Raw genomic sequence first — 17,264 nt, 5'->3', positions numbered from 1 at the left:
ACCCCAGCCGAGCGCCTACGTGATTTACTACTAACCACCTAACCAACAGGTGTTGCAACGACTCCTAGAAACCGCCCCAAGCCCCGGCCCGCCGTCGTCGTACTTCTGTTCTTATTGCAGGTGGTCCACCAACTTGTCGGCGATGCCCGTGTACTTGCCCGGGGTCAGGGCGAGCAGGCGGGCCTCGGCGTCGGCGGAGAGGCCAAGTCCCTGCACGAATTCCTGCATTCGGGCACCGTCCACTCGCTGGCCGCGGGTGAGGTCCTTCAGCCGTTCGTACGGGTTTTCCATGCCTTCGACGCCGGCAATGGCCTCTGCGCGCATGACCATCTGGATGGCTTCACCCAGGACTTCCCAGTTGGCGTCGAGGTCGCCTGCGAGGACTTCCTCGGCGACGTCGAGGGCTTTGAGGCCCTTGGCGACGTTGGAGATGGCCAGCAGCGAGTGGCCGAAGGCAACACCGATGTTGCGCTGCGATGAGGAATCCGTCAGGTCGCGCTGCCAGCGGGAGGTCACCAGCGTGGCACCCAAGGTGTCCAGGAGACCGTTGGAGATTTCAAGGTTGGCTTCCGCGTTCTCGAAACGGATCGGGTTGACCTTGTGCGGCATCGTGGAGGAACCGGTGGCGCCGGCAACCGGGATCTGGCGGAAGTAGCCGATTGAGATGTAGCTCCAAATGTCCGTGCAAACGTTGTGCAGGATGCGGTTGAAGCGGGCGATGTCGGCGTAGAGCTCGGCCTGCCAGTCGTGGCTTTCGATCTGGGTGGTGAGTGGGTTCCAGGTGAGGCCCAGGCCTTCAACGAACGTCTTGGCGACGGCTTCCCAGTCAGCATTCGGGACCGACGCGACGTGTGCGGCGTAGGTGCCGGTGGCGCCGTTGATCTTGCCCAGGAACTCGGTCTTGGCTATGCGTGCAAGCTGGCGGTTCAGGCGGTGGGCGATGACCGCCAGTTCCTTGCCGAGTGTGGTGGGGGTGGCGGGCTGGCCATGTGTGCGGGACAGCATGGGCACAGCGCGGTTCTCTTCCGCCATGGCCTCGATCTGCTGGACGAGGGCGGCGGCGTTCGGGAGCCACACGTTCTCCACTGCGCCCTTGATGCCGACGGCATAGGAGAGGTTGTTGATGTCTTCCGAGGTGCAGCCAAAGTGCACCATGGCGGTGAGGTTCTCGATGCCAATGGCGGGCAGGCGGCGGCCGATGTAGTACTCCACGGCCTTGACGTCGTGGACAGTGACAGCCTCGATCTCGGCGAGTTCGTTGACCGATTCGGCATTGAAATCGGTAACGATGGCACGCAATTGCGCGATCTGCTCGTCGGAGAGAGGACCGGCACCCGGCAGTACTGACTGGCTGGTCAGGTGGATGAGCCACTCGACCTCGACGTGAACGCGATCGCGGTTAAGTGCAGCCTCGGACAAATAATCCACGAGGGGCGCGACGGCGGCACGGTAGCGGCCGTCAAGGGCGCCAAGGGCGAGGGGTTCGGAAGCGAGGGACACGCGAGGGGATTCAGCCATGGTCCCTATTCTTTCATGTTCCGCAATGGTGCCCGAGTCGGTGACGACGCTATGTGGACGACCCCCGGGTTATCCACATACGCAACGTCAGCGCTTTCGTCGGGCTCTGGCACTCCGTAGCGTCGAACCTACCGATCAGCAGAACAATCAATGGAGTATACGGACATGAGCGTCGGCTTGATGCCTGCAGCCAACCCGCCCACTTTTGGCCCCCTGGAGTGTGCGTCCAGAAGCCACGAAGTCCAACGGCTCGCTTGGCGCCTCAAGACGTGCGTGGACCAAGTGGATGCTGTTCTGACGTCCTTGCGAAGAACCCAAATGGATGACTGGCAGTCTCCCGCCGGACGCGCCTACCGGACAACCGTTGCCCTGCATGCTTCAGCGCTGATGCGTGCCCGTGAGGCCATGGACGCCGCAGCTGCCTTGGTGTTGCGTCATTCCCGGAACGTTTCAGTTTCCGGTGAGAGGGGCCAGTAATGGCCGATTCAGCTCCAGTGGGAGCCGGGGAAGCGCCACGACCCTTACCACCGGCGCCGGACGGAATTCTCACCATACGGGGCGGGGTGGGAGGGATGTCTTTCCAGTTGGAGGAACTTCTGCGGGGCGCAACCCAACTCGATGACGTAGTCCAACAGCTCCTTGGTATCGAAGACGAGGCACGTCGGGTCCAAGACGATCTGGAACCGTATCTATACGAGTCCCTCGACTCGGGCCGCAGTGCCGCCGACGCCATTGCCGGGAGCAGGAGGGACGTGGCGCAAGTGCGTCAGGAGTTGATTGAGGTCAGCGCGGGTGTTCGGGCCAGCCACCGGGATTACGAGCTAATGGAAGCAGGCAACGGCTTCCGGCAGCAACTGCGTCTCGATGAGCTAAGGGTCTCCGGAACAGGCTGGTTCCCTGGCCGCGACATGACGCACAACGTCCTCAGGGGTGTCGTGGTTCCACCTTGGACGAACACGAGGGATACCCTTCACGGAATTCTGGAGTCGCCGCTCCTGGAAGTCCTTCAACCCAGAGACGTCAGGGTCGGAAAAGTTGAGCAAGCAGTAGAACATGTGGAGCCTTCAATGGCAGAAAGCCTTCGCCGGCTCGAGAGGCTTCACGCCCGGAATGACGGCGAGATCGAGGTCATCCAGTTCGAACAGGACGGCTCGTCGTCCTGGATGGTGCTGATACCTGGAACCCAACCCAACTCACCCAATACGAACCCGCTCGATATTCAAGGGATCGGCGAGGCTGTTGCCTACGATTCGGAGGAAGTGATCCCGGCTGTTGGCCAGGCCCTCCGCGAAGCCGGAGCAGAAGCCGGAGACCACGTCGTAGCGGTGGGGCACAGCCAAGGCGGTATACACGCCATGAACCTCAGTCGGAACCAGGCCTTTCTCAGAGAGTTCGACCTCAAATACGTGTTGACAGCCGGAGCCCCTGTCGGCGGCATTACCCCCGAGCCGGGCATTACCTCACTCCACCTGGAGCATGTGCAGGACTGGGTCCCGGGAATAGACGGCCAAGTAAACGCCGATACGAAAGACAGGGTGACGGTGTCGCTGACAGACGAGGTCAGGACGCCCGAAGGCCAGGACTCTGGCCTTGGCCCGGGACACGATCAGGAGAATTACGCGGCAGGTGCAGAGTTGGTTGCCGCGAGCCACGACGAGTCACTGGTCGCTTCGACCGCCGTATTCGCGGGGGTTGTGGGGGCCGGTGGGGTAGCAAGAGTGACGCGGTTCAAGATGGAAAGGGCGCCGATGCCGGTCTCGCGGTTGGCAGTTTTGCCGTTGGCGGTGAAGCCGGATTCGCCGCCGACAGTCCAGGACACGAGGAAGGGGGCCGGAACGCGGTAGGTGCGCTGCTCCTACCGCTTGCGGGCTCCAGGTATCAGGCCCGCCACCATCGAAATGATGCTGATGATGAGCGAGGCCAGAATGGCTGTCCAGAAGAACGAGTCGAGGGTGAGGTGCACCGGCGTGAAAGAGCTCAGCCAGGCAGTGAGGTACAGCATCGCCGCGTTGATCACGATGGTGAACAGACCAAGCGTGAGGATGGTTACCGGAAGGGACAGCAGCCTGACCAGAGGGCGGACGACTGCGTTCACTACACCAAAAATCAGTCCTATGAACAAGTACGCCAGGATGATGCCGGCGGTGTCTGCGCCCTGGGTGAGTCCTGCATTGGTGGCGGCTGTCTCGGTGGCACTTGTGGTGATATCCATGCCTTGCAGGAGCCAGGTGGCCACCCACAGGGCAAGCCCATTAATGAGGACGCGAATGATGAATGAACCCATGGGCCCATGCTTTCACACGGAGCTGTTAATCAGCTCAGCATTAGCCATAAGCAGCCAAGTAGGCTTGAAGCCATGACTACTACTGACAACGCACCGGAGGGCGTACTCCCTCGACCGGTCGTGGACAGGCTACCGAAGTACGCGGCAGGTAAACCCCCCGCTGCGATTGAGGGCCTCACCAGCTACAAATTGTCGTCCAACGAAAACCCGCTGCCTCCGATTCCTGCAGTGTTGCAGGCAATTGCTGACCAGTCCGATATCAACCGTTACCCGGATCCACTCGCCACCAAGTTGCGAACCGCGCTTGCCGGCTTCCTTGATGTCCCCGCCGACGATGTCGTCACTGGTGCGGGCAGCCTTGGAGCGCTGAACCAGATTCTCGCAACGTTTGCCGGGCAGAACGACGACGGCAAGCAGGACGAGGTCATCTACGCCTGGCGTTCTTTCGAGGCATACCCCATCTGTGTCGGCCTTGCAGGTGCCGCCAGTGTCCAGATCCCATTGCTGGCCGACGGACGGCACGACCTCGAGACCATGGCCTCGGCCGTCACTGTCCGCACCAAGGTGATCCTCCTGTGCACCCCGAACAACCCCACAGGGCCCATCCTCACGGCAGAAGAAACTGAGCGCTTCATCCAGTCTGTACCCCCACACGTGGTGGTGGTCATCGATGAGGCGTATCAGGAGTTCGTTCGGGATGCAGACGCGGTGGACGGCATCAAGTTGTACCGCGATTATCCCAATGTGGTGGTACTGAGGACCTTCTCCAAGGCACACGGACTGGCCGGTTTGAGGGTTGGATACAGTGTCTCGGGCCCCGCGCTCACGCAGCACCTCCGCGTCACCGCCACTCCTTTTGCAGTTTCCCAAATCGCAGAACGCGCCGCCGTTACCTCCCTCGAGAATTTCGATCAGGTTGTGGAAAGGGTACAAAGCCTGGTGGACGAGCGGGACCGTGTCACAGCCGGTCTGCGGGACCTTGGGTGGTTTGTTCCTGAAGCCCAGGGCAACTTCATTTGGCTGAATCTTGGTGAGCACAGTGGCGAGTTTGCGGCCTTGGCGGCAGAGCAAGCATTGTCCGTGCGGGCCTTCGCCAATGAGGGTGTTCGGGTGAGCATCGGTGAGGTCGAGGCCAACACCCGATTCCTGGAACTCTGTGCAGGTTATACAAAGGCGCCGCTGGGTTCCTAGCGGTTAACAAATGCGCCAACCCAACTTACTGCCGATAAAGTAAGGGACGAAAGCCAATAATATGCCCGTTCCGGAATACATTCCGGAACGGGCATATATCCCAGCGACAGACATTGCCCGGCACCCGCCGTGGCAAGCAAGGAGACGGAATGGGCTCGACACAACTGCCCCCCGGGACGGAAGACACTCTCGCGGCAACCTCCGCGGCAGCAGCCGCGCCAGGCGAACCGGTGGAAATGGTTCAGTTGCTAGGCCCTGACGGAAAACTGGGTTCAGATCCAGTGTTCTCGGATTACGCCAAGCGCATCGATCCGGAGAAGTTGCGTGTTTTCTACACAGATATGGCGAGGATCCGTCGTTTTGACCAGGAAGCCACCGCCTTGCAGCGCCAAGGTGAGTTGGCGCTGTGGGTGCCGCTGACAGGCCAGGAAGCTGCGCAGATCGGGTCCGGCCATGCAAGCCAGCCCCAGGACTACATCTTCCCCACCTACCGCGAACACGGTGTCGCGCTGGTCCGCAATGTGGACCTTGCTGAACTGCTCAAGCAGTTCCGCGGCGTGTCCAACGGCGGCTGGGATCCCCGTGAGAACAACTTCCACCTGTACACGCTGGTTCTTGCAGCCCAGACGCTGCACGCAGTTGGCTATGCGATGGGTATCCAGAGGGACCAGAAGCTTGCCGCAGCAACTGACTCCACAGACCCCAAAGCCGCAGTCATCGCTTACTTCGGTGACGGAGCCAGCTCAGAAGGCGACGTCCACGAGTCCATGGTCTTTGCAGCGTCCTACGACGCACCGGTCGTGTTCTTCTGCCAGAACAATCACTGGGCCATTTCCGTGCCCACCGAAGTCCAGACCAAAGTGCCGCTGGCCAATCGAGCCAAGGGCTACGGCTTCCCGGGAATCCGTGTGGACGGCAATGACGTCATCGCAGTTCACGCCGTCACCGAGTGGGCCTTGGAGCATGCCCGTGAGGGCCGCGGCCCGGTGCTGATCGAGGCGTACACCTACCGGGTGGGTGCGCACACCACCGCTGATGACCCCACCAAATACCGCGAATCCGCCGAGGAAGCTGCCTGGCGCGAGAAGGATCCCCTGGACCGCCTGGAGACCTACCTGCGCGCCGAAGGGCTTGCGGACGAAGCTTTCTTTGACCAGGTCAAAGCCGACGGCGATGAGCTGGCCAAGTATGTCCGCAGCACCACGCATGGCCTTGAAGTTCCGGACATCCGGGATGCGTTCGCCAGCGTCTACGCCGAACAACACCCTCTGATTGCGGAGGAACTGGCCTGGTTCGAGGAGTACTCGGCCGGATTCGAAAGCGATGAGGAGACAGCTAACTGATGGTAACCATGACCATTGCGAAGGCCATCAACGAGGGTCTGCGCGCATCGCTGACGGATAATCCCAAGTCCCTGCTCATGGGTGAGGACATCGGCCACCTTGGCGGCGTCTACCGCGTCACCGATGGCCTCATCAAGGAATTCGGCGACGAACGCGTCCTGGACACGCCGTTGGCCGAATCGGGCATTGTGGGTACGGCAATCGGCTTGGCCCTGCGTGGGTATTCACCGGTGTGCGAGATCCAGTTTGATGGCTTTGTCTACCCGGCCTTCAACCAGATCACCACGCAGCTTGCCAAGATCCACGCCCGCAGCCTCGGCAAACTCACCGTGCCTGTTGTCATCCGCATTCCGTACGGCGGCGGCATAGGTTCGATCGAGCACCACTCCGAGTCTCCGGAAGCGCTGTTCGCACACACTGCCGGCCTGCGCATCATCTCGCCGTCCAACGCCCACGATGCTTACTGGATGATCCAGAAAGCCATTGAGTGCCAGGACCCTGTCATCTTCTTCGAACCCAAGCGCCGGTATTGGCTCAAGGGTGAAGTGGACGTCGAGAATGCCGGCCTTTCGGAGGATCCCTTCAAGGCGCACGTTGTGCGCGAGGGGACCGATGCCACCATCGTGGCTTACGGACCGCTGGTGCCTGTGGCCTTGGCAGCCGCCAACGCTGCCACCGAGGACGGACGGAGCATCGAGGTGATCGACCTCCGTTCCATCTCGCCCCTGGACTTCGACACCGTGGAAGCCTCGGTCAAGAAAACCGGCCGGCTGATCGTCGCCCATGAGGCCCCCACCTTCGGCGGCATCGGAGGTGAGATCGCGGCACGTATCAGCGAGCGGGCGTTCCTGCACCTTGAAGCTCCTGTGATCCGTGTGGGCGGATTCCACATGCCCTATCCCGTTGCCAAGGTGGAAGAGGACTACTTGCCGGACATCGACAAGATCCTCGAAGCGCTCGACCGCTCCCTGGCCTACTAAAGCCCAGAGGCCTACCAGCGCCCACTGGCCTACCAAACCGCCCTGATCCTGCCCGGCTTCGCTGCCAGGTAACCGGAAACCGAGGACCACTGTGACTGTAAAGAAATTCAACCTGCCGGACGTAGGCGAGGGCCTGACCGAGGCCGAGGTAGTGGCTTGGAAGGTCAAGCCCGGCGACGTTGTGGCGATCAACGATGTCCTGTGCGAGATCGAGACCGCCAAGTCCCTCGTCGAGCTGCCGTCGCCCTTCGCGGGCACAGTTACCGAGTTGCTGGTGGAAGAGGGCATCACAGTGGAGGTCGGCACGGCAATCATCGCTGTTGCCGAAGGCGCGGAAGGCACAGAGGGTACAGGCGATGTCGCGCCGGCAGCTCCCGCCATCGAGATGCCGCTGTACGGCAAACTGCCCGCCGATGACGACCACGATGACAACCGTCCAGCCGGTGGACCGCTGGTCGGTTCGGGACCGAAGGCCGACGCCGTCAAGCGCCGCGCGCGTAAGCGGCCGGCAGGTTCGGTAGAGGCAGCCACGGTCGCCGAGAATGCCGAAGGTACCGTTCAGGACCACCAGGCAGTTCTTGAAGCCAAGGCGGCCGAAGCGCCGGCTTCCCACCGCACGACGCCGGCACGCACCGCCGTCGCGCCTGTCTCCGAAGCGCCTGTCGCCCAGGCGCCGGTTATCCAGGCGCCGTCCGCACCAGCAACCCAGCCCGCGGGCACGCCGACGGCCGCTTCCCGGGGCGCAGCCATCAGCGGCACCATCAGTGGCCTGGTGAACAAGGTCCTAGCCAAGCCTCCTGTTCGCAAGTTCGCCCGGGATCTGGGCATCGATCTCGCCGACGTCGTGGCCACGGGCCAGCGCGGCGAGGTGACCCGTGAGGACCTGGTCAGCTACCAGGCGCAACGCGATGCCGAACACGATCAGGCTGACTCGTTCTGGGGCGCGTCCAAGAAACCGCAGGACCAGCGCGTTGAGCGTCTACCCGTCAAGGGTGTGCGCAAGGCGACCGCCAAGGCCATGGTGGAGTCAGCGTTCTCAGCTCCCCACGTCAGCATTTTTGTGGACGTGGATGCCAGCCGCACCATGGAGTTCGTCAAGCGTCTCAAGGTCTCGCGCGACTTCGAAGGCATCAAAGTTTCGCCGCTGCTCATCCTGGCCAAAGCGGTTATCTGGGCCGCTGCCCGCAACCCCAGCGTCAACGCCACTTGGGTGGATAATGCTGACGGGAACGGAAACGCCGAGATCCAGGTGAAGCACTACATGAACCTGGGCATTGCAGCCGCCACCCCGCGCGGCCTCATGGTCCCCAACATCAAGGACGCCCAGGACCTCTCGCTCAAGGAATTGGCCTTGGCGCTCAACGAGTTGGCCACCAAGGCACGTGCAGGCAAGACCCAGCCGGCGGAGATGCAGGGCGGAAGCCTGACCATCACCAACATCGGTGCACTGGGCATTGATACCGGAACGCCCATCATCAACCCGGGCGAGGTTGCCATCATCGCGTTCGGAACCATCAAGCAGAAGCCCTGGGTCTTGGACGGCGAAGTCATTCCCCGCTGGATCACCACGCTGGGCGGTTCGTTCGACCACCGCGTGGTGGACGGCGACCTGTCGGCGCGGTTCATGGCCGATGTTGCAGCCATTCTCGAAGAACCGGCGCTGCTGCTTGACTGACAGGCACGCCTCACCGCGTCCGGGTGCAGCGTCTCAAGCGGACGCTGCAGCGCCCTACCCGGACGCCGCGCCCTACCCCGACGCGGCGCCTGTCGCTGAGGTGTCCGCCAACGTCCCAGGCCACGTGCCCCCTCAACTGGTGTCGGGGCCGTGGCGCACGGTTGCCCGTGTCCTGACGGAGGTGTTCCAGCCGCCGGTTGTGGTGTTTGGGCTGTTATTGATCAGCCCCGCGATAGAGCCCGGATTTCCTGGAACCATGTGGTTCGGCCTCCTGGCCGCGTTGTTCGTTTGTGTCCTCCCGCTGGCCTATGTGCTGGTGATGGTCAAATTGGGCAGGATCACGGACCACCATGTCAGCGACCGGCGCCAACGGCCGGCCCTGCTGCTGATGGCCTTGGTGTCGGTAGTGGTTGGCCTGGTGGTGCTGCACCTGATGAATGGTCCGGTCAGCGTCTTGGTAATGATCATCGCGCTCATCGGTGGTATCGGGATCCTGGCGGTGGTCAGCGCCTTCTGGAAGATGAGCGGGCATGCGTCTGCCCTTGCCGCGGCGGCCGTCATTGTGGTCGCCATGTTTGGGCCTGCATGGCTGCCTGTACTTCTCCTGGTGCCAGCAGTGGGCTGGTCACGGCTGGTCCTGCGTGCCCACACCTTGGGCCAGGTCATCGTCGGCTCGCTGTTTGGTGGCGTGGTGATCGCCGGCCTGTGGTGGTTGTTGCAGGACATGATGCTCTAGCACTGCTGGCTTGCCGCCTAGATCACCACTTGTTGCCCATCCCGGATAACCCTCAGCGGTGATGGCCGGTCGACCACCAATTCGGGGATTGAGTTTGCTGCGAATTCGAGACGGTCACCTGATTCCGCACCGGAAAAATCGCTCACAGCCGCCGATCCCACAAGCTCTGCGCCTGCAACCGTAGCGATCCTGAAGCAACGTTCCAGCTCAGCATCGGTGGAAGCACCAGTGCGGTATCCGAGCAGATGCGCGCGGTCCATCATGCTCCCCGTACCAAAGGGTGACCACGCGTCCCGGACTCCGTCGGAGCCGAGCGCAACTTTGACCCCGTGCCTTTCCACGACGTCCAGAACAGGGACCGGATCGGCACCCAGGGCACACGTCGCCATCCACATTCCGGCCTCGGCCATGGCATCAAGGGTGGCTTCGAGCCCGGGTTGCGCAGGGTCACAAAGAGCAAAAGCATGTCCAATGGTGACGCGGCCCTGCATGCCTTCCGCCCGCGTGCGCTGTGCGATGTCCCGCAATTGTGCCAGTCCGTCCGGTCCGGCGTCGTGGAGGTGGATGTCCACGTCCCTGCCATGCTTGTTCGCCAGTCCGAAGACCGCCTTCAGATGGCCATCCAGATCGCCGTCCAGCGAAGCAGGGTCAAGGCCGCCCACCAGGTCTGCCCCCTCAGCCAATGACGCTTCCATGAGGTTGAGCGTCCCCGGATTACTGAGGAGGCCGAACTGCGGGAAAGCGACGATTTGGACGTCGAGGAAGGGTGCAAGGCGTTCCGCGGCCGCCCTGACGCCGTGAATGTTCCTGAGCCCGATCTGGGTACCGACGTCAACGTGCGCCCGCATCGCCATGGTCCCCTGGAGGACAGCTTGCCTCATCAATGCGAAGGAACGTTTCTCCACGCTGTCCTGGAACGAGAGCTGTGCACGGAGATCGTTTCCGATGAGGTCGGCCAGCGTGGGGGCGGATCGGCGGGGCAACCATGCAGAACCCACTGTGGTCTTGTCCGGGTGAATGTGTGCGTCCACGAAGCCCCGCGTCGTGAGGAGAGCCGGGCCGCCGGACCAATGACTTTGGCCTACTTCGCGGGTTGGTGAATGTGTTGTCATAAGGCCTCCCAAGTAATGTCTCAACGGTATACCAAAGCGCCACCGCGAGGGAGTTTTGCAGGAACAACGCCTGAAAACCAGCTTAAGAAAGAGCGAGACAAGCCTTTTGGAATACCAAATCTATACAGAACTCGATCGAGCGCCTACTCTAATGATCACCATTCATTTATGTGATGTGAATCGCATCGAGGAGAAGCCCATGGACACCACCCCAGCAAGTGCTACCCAAATCCCGCCCTCTGGGCCAACGCTCAAGAGGGTCCTTGGCTTGCCGTCATTGGTCGCCTTCGGGTTAACGTCCATGGGTATCTTGTCCGTGGTGGCGGTCTACGGACCCGGTACGGAGATCAGTGATGGACATCTTCCAGCAGCCTACATAGCTGCCCTGGTAGCCATGCTCTTTACAGCTCATAGCTACGGACAAATGGCACGCAATGTTCCTGTCACCGGTGGCGCGTACGCCTACGCGTCAAGGGCTTTTGGCAAGCCTGTGGGCTTCATGGTGGGTTGGGCCATGATGTTGGACTACCTGTTCCTGCCCATGGTCAACTTCCTGCTCTTCGGCCTCTATCTCAACAGCCTGCTGCCTGCCATACCATCACAGCTCGCAGTCCTGGCTTGTCTGCTGGTGGTGGGCCTCTTCAGTGTGATCGGTGTTGCGTGGATCAAGAAGATGAACTTTGTAGTGGTGGCGGCGTCCGTCGTCGTCATTCTTGTCTTCCTCGTGCTGGCGGTCCGCAACGCTCCGGACCTGACTGTGGAGAACCTCATCCGGCCCCTCACTCTTGGGGAGGGTGGGCTGGCGCCGGTCATGGCCGCCGCTGCAATGGTGTCCTTTGCGTTCCTGGGGTTCGACGGCGTCTCCACGCTGTCCGAGGAAGCGCGCAACCCGAAGAGGGACGTGCCGCGGGGCATTATCTTGTCCACGCTGTTCGCAGGTGTTGGTTACGCGCTGTTTTCCGTAGCCGGCAGCCTCATCGCTCCCGAGTGGAGGGCCATTGAGAACCTTGATGCAGCAGGAACGGAGCTCATGCAACGTGCCGGCGGCGATGTCCTGATGGTGGTCTTCGTGGTGGTTAACCTCGGCGGACTTGTTCTCTGCGGCACGGCGGCCCAGATGAGTGTCAGCCGGGTCATCTATGCCATGGGGCGGGACAACATCCTGCCCGGGGCCTTCTCCACGCTGAACCTGCGCTTTCGCACGCCGCATGTGGCGGCGCTGCTGGTATCCGCAGTCTCACTGGTTGCTTTGTTCATCACCTTGGAACAGGCGGTCTACATGATCAACTTCGGGGCTTTGATTGCCTTCGCCGCGGTCAACCTGGCCACCATCAAGGTGCTGTTCTTTGACGTGCGTAAGCGCGGTCCCCAAAGCGCGCTGCGGAACCTGATCATGCCGCTGCTGGGATTCGCCTTCATCGCGTGGCTGTGGACGTCACTCGCCTGGTTCACGTATCTGCTGGGAGCAGCGTGGCTTGCGGTGGGTGCAACCATCTACGTGGTGAGCCGCAGGAGGGCCGGAGGCAATATCGCCCTGGATTTCGACGACGCGACCCCTCTTGAGGAGCCGCATCCCGTCTCAGCTAAAACGCCGGGTAGCTGACCAGCAGCGCCTGGAGTTCGGTGGTGGACATGTGGTTGGCCATGTCGACGCTGATGCCCATGGCAACAGCGGCGACGGTGAGCATGGCAACGCATGCCACGGACAGGAAGCGCCAGTCCTTACGGAACACGCTGGCGAAAGTCTCCGGCATATCAAGTCCCGGAGTGATCATGTTGGGGGCGCTGTCCCAGGAGCCGTCGTCGAGCATCGCGATGATGCGATCGTTACTGCGGTCGTAGCGCATGGTGCTGATGTTGTTGCCGTGGCGGGCAAGCAGAATGTCGTGTCCCACGCGCTGGCGCGGCTGCAAAGTAAGCAAGAAAATGATCCCCTGAAGTCGGATGGTGGAGGCGGCACGCGCCATTGGGGGCATCTCGATTTTATAACGATGACTTCAGGGAAATGGCTCGAAAGACGCCAAACGCCGGGTGAGGCTCCCCACCCGGCGGCGTGATTCAGCTCGCTTTACGGCTGGTCGGTCTTGGCGATGTAGACATCGCAGGGTGCCGTGTGGGCCACGGTGTTGGCCACACTGCCCAGAACCCTGCCCAGGCCCTGCATGCGCCGGTTGCCCACCACGATCAGCCGGGCATCCTGCATTTCGGCTTCCTTCACCAAGGCTTCGCCGGGCTTGCCACGCGCCGCGGAGTAGGTGATGTCCAGGCCCTCATGGGTCAGTCGCTCCGCCACGGTGCGGGCTACGGTCTCCGCTTCGGCGGCGTCTGACACGATCCACTTGTCGGTGCCGATCTCAACCACCTCAGTACGGTTGCTGTCGAAAGCGCTGACAACGCGCAGGCTGGCTCCGAGTCCGATGGCCAGCTGCTGGGCGGCCTGAGCTGCCCTCATTGCCGTCTCGCTGCCGTCTACTCCGACAATCACAACTCCGGTCATTGTGCTGCTCCTTCATTGGTGGCTGTGATGGCTTCTGCCAAAACTGGGGCCAGGCGGCGGACGCCTTCGGCAATCGTATCGGGCGGCACTGCGCTGAAGGCCAGGCGGAGCTTGTTGGAGGGGCCGTCGGCGGGGGAGAAGGCTGCGCCGGGGATGAAGACGACGCCGGCGTCGATGGCTTTTGCGAGCAAGGGGTACGTGTCCACGCCGTGGGGGAGGGTGACCCAGACGAAGAAGCCGCCGTCCGGGCGGGTCCATGTAAGCCCGGCGGGCATGTACTCATCCAGCGCTGAGAGCAGGGCCTCGCACCGCTCCGCGTACAGCGTGCGGTACGTATCGATCTGGCTTTTCCAGTCATAGTCGCGGAGATATGCCGAGACGATCATCTGGTTCAGTGGCGGCGGGCAGAGCGTCACGGCTTCGGAGGCCAGGTAGAAGCGGCGCTGCAGGTGCGCGGGAACCAGTGCCCAGCCGATCCGGAGGCCGGGAGCGAAGATCTTGGAGAAGGAGCCGAGGTAGATGACATCGTCCGGGTTGGCCGCGCGCATCGGGGCGATGGGATGGCCATCGAAACGCAGGAGTCCGTAGGGGTTGTCCTCCAGGACAATGATGTTCGCGTCCCGGCATATATCGACGATCCGTTGCCTGCGTTCGGCGGCCAGGGTGATCCCGGAGGGGTTGTTGAAGTTGGGGATCGTGTAGAGGAATTTGATGTTCTTTCCCTCTGACTGGAGCGCTGCGATCCTGGCCTCAAGAAGCTCAGGTACCAGGCCGTCGTCGTCCATGTCGATCGGTGCCACCTCGACTTGGTATGCCTCGAACGTGTTCAAGGCCCCCACGTAGGTGGGGTTTTCCACCAGGACCACATCGCCGGGGTTGCAGAAGACCTTGGTGGCCACATCCTGCGCCGACTGTGAGCCGGCGGTGATGACCACATTGCCGGGATCAGCGTCGGTGATGCCCTCTGCCGCCATGATGTCGCAGATCTGGGCACGGAGCTCTTCGGTGCCCTGGCCGCCGCCGTACTGCAGGGCCGTCATGCCTTCCTCGGCGATGATGCGGGCTGCGGTCTGGCCGAGCTTCTCCAACGGCAGCGACTGCAGGTAGGGGTTGCCCCCGGCGAGTGAGACAAGGCCGGGCCGCATCGAGATGTCGAAGACATCGCGGACGGCGGATTGCTTGATGTTGGCGGCCCGCGCGGAGAACAGTTCCTCGTGCGGGTGGGCGGCCGTGGCGGCCCGCTCAATGGCGTCGATGGCTTCAGCGGGCAGCGTTGCGCCGGCATCCAATGTTTCGTGGGTCACAGTGACAGGATACTCCTCGATGTTGCTAATGAGGCAACAGTTGTTTTCGGATCTCTCCCAGTTTGGCAGTCCCCGCTTTACGTGGCGATCGGGAAGGGCTGGAATGTAGCTATGACAGCGCACCGGGGATCCGTGACCAAGGCCGAACAGTTCCACAAACTCCATGATGCAGGGCCTGTGCCGCTGGTGCTGGTGAACGTGTGGGACGCCGCTTCCGCCCGCGTTGTCCAGGAAGCAGGGGCGACGGCGATTGCCACTTCAAGCTCGGCCGTCTCCTGGAGCCTGGGCTTCCGGGACGGGGACCATGTGCCGTGGGGGCTGGCCATGGCCGCGTTGGGTCGCGTTGTTGGCGCCACCACCCTGCCGGTGACCGCGGACATCGAGACGGGCTACGGACGCACTGATGATGAACTGCGGGCAACCGTCCACGCCGTCCTGGACGAGGGTGCTGTGGGCATCAACATCGAGGACTCCGCGGCCGAACCGCTCACCGACATCGCCGAGCAATCGCGTCGCATAGCCCTCATCCGCGCCGTGGCCGATGACCGCAGGATCCCACTGTTCATCAATGCCCGCACGGACACTTATCTGTCCGGACGGTTTCCGGATGAGGCTTTCGACGAGACGCTGCGGCGTGCCGAGGCCTACCTCACTGCCGGTGCCGATGGCGTCTTCGTGCCCGGCGTCCTGGATCTGCATGTCCTCCATGAACTATCCAGCCGCATACCGGCGCCGCTGAACGCGCTGGCGGGCGTAGGGGCGCCGTCGCCGCTGGAACTGCACGACGCCGGCGTCCGTCGCGTCAGTATCGGCGGCAACACCGCGAAGGCTGCCTACGCCAAGGTGGCCCGGGTTGCGAAGGAGATCCTGGGCGACGGCAACTGGGCCGGCCTCGCCGGCACGCGCAGCCACGACGAGATGGATGCACTCTTTGCGGAGGGGCCCAAGTACAGCTTGTGAACTGATGCAACGCAGGACGGCGGAGCCCGCCTTTAATGTCGGACCTCACCGATAGCTTGGGATCTGTAGCAAAGGCCACCACGGCAGGGGAGTACGGATGGCACGACGCAGTGTGCAGTTTTGGCGGATCGAACAGCTGAACGGTGATGAGCTCAGCCGTCCCTTTCCGGCGCGCCGGGTAGTGGAGGTCCTAAAGAAAGCCCAGGATTCCGCGACGGACCGGCATTTCACCAGTGTGGACGGGACTGTGTTGCTCGCGCAGGCGGTGGCATCCTCGCCTCATCCTGTGCTGTTGCTGGACCGTGTCCGGGATACCAACCTACCGAGTGTCGGCGACGCCCTTGGCCGGCGTAAACCACTCCCGCTGGCTCCCGGCGACCACCTCCTGGAGACCACCTATTTCGCTTTCCTAAAAAGGAACGTCATCGCCGTGCTCACCAGCGGTAACGGGCCCCGGGCATCCCGGATGGGGGAGTACCTCGGAGGGATGCTGGGACTGGAACCCGCCCTGGTTCCTGTGGTGAGGGAGGACATCGAGGAAATCCTCACCCGGCTTGAAGTAAGCCGTTTCGAGTTTGCGCTTCCCGCGGAGCGCCTTTCAGGGAAGCTGATGGAAGGTGAATGGGCCGACGTCCTGGAGAGCGCCTCGCGCCTCATGAACGAAGGAACGTTCCGCATTTCCCTGAGCGTGGGCCGTTCCGGGAGGGCGGAGGATAAGCAGCGGATCCGGGATCGTATTCAGCAACTCATCGACCTCTTCCGCCGGGCTGGGTCCGTGGAGCACTTTGACTACGTGGTGGCGGAGGGCAAGGACTCGCTGACAGGTGACCGGGAGGTGGTGGATCTCCTGAAGGAACGGTTCGTTTCACACATCGAGGTTGACCCGGACGTGTTCAACGATCCTCAGAAGTCAGTGGCCGAGGCCATTGCCATCCTCAACAAACAAGCCCGGGACAACGAGGCCTTCTTTGCCAGGACCCTGCCGGACGTCAAGGGCCCTGCTGACTCGAGCCTGGTGCCGGACATCGTTGCGGGCGGAATGACTGCTGTGCGCGATGCTCTCGCCGCCGCGGCACTCGCTGATGAAGCCGCGGCAGGCGGTGCCGGCCATGAGCTTGTACGAGGTTGATATCGAACGCTCCGGAAGGCGACGGACCCTGTGGCGGTGGTTCCTGCTGCATCCCACTGCCGACTACCTGTGGGCGGTTCTTGCCGTCCTGATCTGGTGGGGCATTACATTGCTGGCGCGTCAGCCGTTGTTGCTGGAAGGGGTTGATGCCGGAACCCGGCGAACCCTCTTCCAAACGCTCGCCACCTTGGCCGGCGCCACGGCCGGGCTGACACTCACCAGTGTTTCCATGCTTATCAACGTGCTGGGCAAGAAAGCCGCGCCGGGCCAGCGGGAACTTCCCCTGGAGAAATTATCGGCAACCCATCGCCGCCAGATCGGTGAGGTGTTCCTGTTCGCCATCCCCGGGCTTGGCCTGCTGCTGATCGCTGCGCTGGTCACCATGGTGCTGGAAGGAGGCGCGCCCACTGGCTTGTGGATTCCTGAGGGTGTGGTGTTCGTACTGGCGTTCGCTTCTGCCTTGGCTTTGTTGCGGGTGGCCTGGGCCCTCCGGAGGGTGCTGGCGATCGCGACTGCGTGATGAAGGTGGCCGATT

Annotated in this window: 17 protein-coding genes; 11 read left to right on the top strand and 6 right to left on the bottom strand. The window is 62.4% G+C overall.

Annotated features, from left to right (window positions below; all coding sequences use genetic code 11):
• Positions 1 to 111: 111 nt before the first annotated feature.
• Entirely contained in the window at positions 112 to 1,518 is a 1,407-nt protein-coding gene (gene purB, locus WBN73_RS20270) for an adenylosuccinate lyase (RefSeq protein WP_207595356.1), read from the bottom strand.
• A gap of 165 nt (positions 1,519 to 1,683) precedes the next feature.
• Between purB and WBN73_RS20265 the strand changes: the two genes are divergently transcribed.
• Positions 1,684 to 1,995 carry a hypothetical protein gene (locus tag WBN73_RS20265; RefSeq protein ID WP_207595355.1) on the top strand — a complete coding sequence of 104 codons (312 nt, stop codon included), beginning with the start codon at positions 1,684 to 1,686 and terminating at the stop codon, positions 1,993 to 1,995.
• Positions 1,996 to 2,090: 95 nt separating this feature from the next.
• Complete coding sequence (locus WBN73_RS20260; protein ID WP_242703433.1) at positions 2,091 to 3,362, top strand: hypothetical protein; 1,272 nt, start codon at positions 2,091 to 2,093, stop codon at positions 3,360 to 3,362.
• 11 nt (positions 3,363 to 3,373) lie between these two features.
• On the opposite strand, the gene WBN73_RS20255 is transcribed toward WBN73_RS20260, so the two are convergent.
• Complete coding sequence (locus WBN73_RS20255; protein ID WP_207595353.1) at positions 3,374 to 3,802, bottom strand: phage holin family protein; 429 nt, start codon at positions 3,800 to 3,802, stop codon at positions 3,374 to 3,376.
• Between the two features lie 72 nt (positions 3,803 to 3,874).
• Between WBN73_RS20255 and WBN73_RS20250 the strand changes: the two genes are divergently transcribed.
• The 5 genes from WBN73_RS20250 (at position 3,875) to WBN73_RS20230 (ending at position 9,727) form a co-directional block, all read left to right on the top strand.
• Positions 3,875 to 4,993: a histidinol-phosphate transaminase gene (locus WBN73_RS20250; protein ID WP_207595352.1), complete on the top strand. Its 1,119-nt coding sequence runs from the start codon at positions 3,875 to 3,877 to the stop codon at positions 4,991 to 4,993.
• Positions 4,994 to 5,142: 149 nt separating this feature from the next.
• A complete protein-coding gene (pdhA, locus tag WBN73_RS20245; protein WP_207595351.1) occupies positions 5,143 to 6,336 on the top strand; it encodes a pyruvate dehydrogenase (acetyl-transferring) E1 component subunit alpha in 1,194 nt (397 codons plus the stop codon).
• Complete coding sequence (locus tag WBN73_RS20240; RefSeq protein ID WP_207595350.1) at positions 6,336 to 7,316, top strand: alpha-ketoacid dehydrogenase subunit beta; 981 nt, start codon at positions 6,336 to 6,338, stop codon at positions 7,314 to 7,316. Before pdhA ends, WBN73_RS20240 begins: the two co-directional genes overlap by 1 nt.
• 91 nt (positions 7,317 to 7,407) lie before the next feature.
• The gene (locus WBN73_RS20235; RefSeq protein WP_337341100.1) at positions 7,408 to 8,991 is read left to right on the top strand and encodes a 2-oxo acid dehydrogenase subunit E2; all 1,584 of its coding nucleotides are present in this window, start codon (positions 7,408 to 7,410) and stop codon (positions 8,989 to 8,991) included.
• Between the two features lie 139 nt (positions 8,992 to 9,130).
• Positions 9,131 to 9,727, top strand: a complete 597-nt coding sequence (locus WBN73_RS20230; protein WP_337341126.1) for a phosphatidic acid phosphatase — start codon at positions 9,131 to 9,133, stop codon at positions 9,725 to 9,727.
• Positions 9,728 to 9,744: 17 nt separating this feature from the next.
• On the opposite strand, the gene WBN73_RS20225 is transcribed toward WBN73_RS20230, so the two are convergent.
• Entirely contained in the window at positions 9,745 to 10,839 is a 1,095-nt protein-coding gene (locus WBN73_RS20225) for an amidohydrolase family protein (RefSeq protein ID WP_337341101.1), read from the bottom strand.
• Between the two features lie 199 nt (positions 10,840 to 11,038).
• Here WBN73_RS20225 and WBN73_RS20220 point away from each other — a divergent pair, with 199 nt between their 5' ends.
• A complete protein-coding gene (locus WBN73_RS20220; protein WP_337341102.1) occupies positions 11,039 to 12,442 on the top strand; it encodes an APC family permease in 1,404 nt (467 codons plus the stop codon).
• Here the strand turns inward: WBN73_RS20220 and WBN73_RS20215 are convergent.
• From WBN73_RS20215 to WBN73_RS20205, 3 genes are all read right to left on the bottom strand, one after another.
• Complete coding sequence (locus WBN73_RS20215) at positions 12,423 to 12,734, bottom strand: hypothetical protein (RefSeq protein WP_337341127.1); 312 nt, start codon at positions 12,732 to 12,734, stop codon at positions 12,423 to 12,425. The genes WBN73_RS20220 and WBN73_RS20215 overlap by 20 nt on opposite strands.
• A gap of 173 nt (positions 12,735 to 12,907) precedes the next feature.
• Positions 12,908 to 13,336 (bottom strand): universal stress protein, encoded by a 429-nt coding sequence (locus tag WBN73_RS20210; protein ID WP_207595346.1) that lies wholly within the window; start codon positions 13,334 to 13,336, stop codon positions 12,908 to 12,910.
• On the bottom strand, positions 13,333 to 14,640 hold the full coding sequence (locus WBN73_RS20205) for an aminotransferase-like domain-containing protein (RefSeq protein ID WP_337341103.1): 1,308 nt from the start codon (positions 14,638 to 14,640) through the stop codon (positions 13,333 to 13,335). Before WBN73_RS20205 ends, WBN73_RS20210 begins: the two co-directional genes overlap by 4 nt.
• Positions 14,641 to 14,751: 111 nt before the next feature.
• On the opposite strand from WBN73_RS20205, the gene WBN73_RS20200 reads away from it, so the two are divergent.
• The 3 genes from WBN73_RS20200 to WBN73_RS20190 all read left to right on the top strand — a co-directional run bounded on the left by WBN73_RS20200 (position 14,752) and on the right by WBN73_RS20190 (position 17,249).
• Positions 14,752 to 15,600: an isocitrate lyase/PEP mutase family protein gene (locus WBN73_RS20200; protein WP_280624411.1), complete on the top strand. Its 849-nt coding sequence runs from the start codon at positions 14,752 to 14,754 to the stop codon at positions 15,598 to 15,600.
• Positions 15,601 to 15,697: 97 nt separating this feature from the next.
• Positions 15,698 to 16,729 carry a hypothetical protein gene (locus tag WBN73_RS20195; RefSeq protein WP_337341104.1) on the top strand — a complete coding sequence of 344 codons (1,032 nt, stop codon included), beginning with the start codon at positions 15,698 to 15,700 and terminating at the stop codon, positions 16,727 to 16,729.
• Complete coding sequence (locus WBN73_RS20190) at positions 16,710 to 17,249, top strand: hypothetical protein (RefSeq protein ID WP_280624409.1); 540 nt, start codon at positions 16,710 to 16,712, stop codon at positions 17,247 to 17,249. The genes WBN73_RS20195 and WBN73_RS20190 overlap by 20 nt, the downstream gene beginning before the upstream one ends.
• Positions 17,250 to 17,264: the final 15 nt, after the last annotated feature.

Origin of the sequence: Paenarthrobacter sp. CCNWLY172 (assembly GCF_037402035.1) — a bacterium.
GTDB lineage: Bacteria > Actinomycetota > Actinomycetes > Actinomycetales > Micrococcaceae > Arthrobacter.
This window is presented reverse-complemented; position numbering and strand designations above follow the sequence as displayed.

What these genes read in the sequence shown, in the direction of transcription:
- WBN73_RS20260 (WP_242703433.1), top strand. Translation starts at nt 2,091, where the DNA reads ATGTCTTTCCAGTTGGAGGAACTTCTGCGGGGCGCAACCCAACTCGAT.
- WBN73_RS20255 (WP_207595353.1), bottom strand. Translation starts at nt 3,802, where the DNA reads ATGGGTTCATTCATCATTCGCGTCCTCATTAATGGGCTTGCCCTGTGG.
- WBN73_RS20210 (WP_207595346.1), bottom strand. Translation starts at nt 13,336, where the DNA reads ATGACCGGAGTTGTGATTGTCGGAGTAGACGGCAGCGAGACGGCAATG.
- WBN73_RS20250 (WP_207595352.1), top strand. Translation starts at nt 3,875, where the DNA reads ATGACTACTACTGACAACGCACCGGAGGGCGTACTCCCTCGACCGGTC.
- WBN73_RS20265 (WP_207595355.1), top strand. Translation starts at nt 1,684, where the DNA reads ATGAGCGTCGGCTTGATGCCTGCAGCCAACCCGCCCACTTTTGGCCCC.
- pdhA (WP_207595351.1), top strand. Translation starts at nt 5,143, where the DNA reads ATGGGCTCGACACAACTGCCCCCCGGGACGGAAGACACTCTCGCGGCA.
- WBN73_RS20195 (WP_337341104.1), top strand. Translation starts at nt 15,698, where the DNA reads ATGGCACGACGCAGTGTGCAGTTTTGGCGGATCGAACAGCTGAACGGT.
- WBN73_RS20190 (WP_280624409.1), top strand. Translation starts at nt 16,710, where the DNA reads ATGAGCTTGTACGAGGTTGATATCGAACGCTCCGGAAGGCGACGGACC.
- WBN73_RS20240 (WP_207595350.1), top strand. Translation starts at nt 6,336, where the DNA reads ATGGTAACCATGACCATTGCGAAGGCCATCAACGAGGGTCTGCGCGCA.
- WBN73_RS20225 (WP_337341101.1), bottom strand. Translation starts at nt 10,839, where the DNA reads ATGACAACACATTCACCAACCCGCGAAGTAGGCCAAAGTCATTGGTCC.
- WBN73_RS20220 (WP_337341102.1), top strand. Translation starts at nt 11,039, where the DNA reads ATGGACACCACCCCAGCAAGTGCTACCCAAATCCCGCCCTCTGGGCCA.
- WBN73_RS20200 (WP_280624411.1), top strand. Translation starts at nt 14,752, where the DNA reads ATGACAGCGCACCGGGGATCCGTGACCAAGGCCGAACAGTTCCACAAA.
- purB (WP_207595356.1), bottom strand. Translation starts at nt 1,518, where the DNA reads ATGGCTGAATCCCCTCGCGTGTCCCTCGCTTCCGAACCCCTCGCCCTT.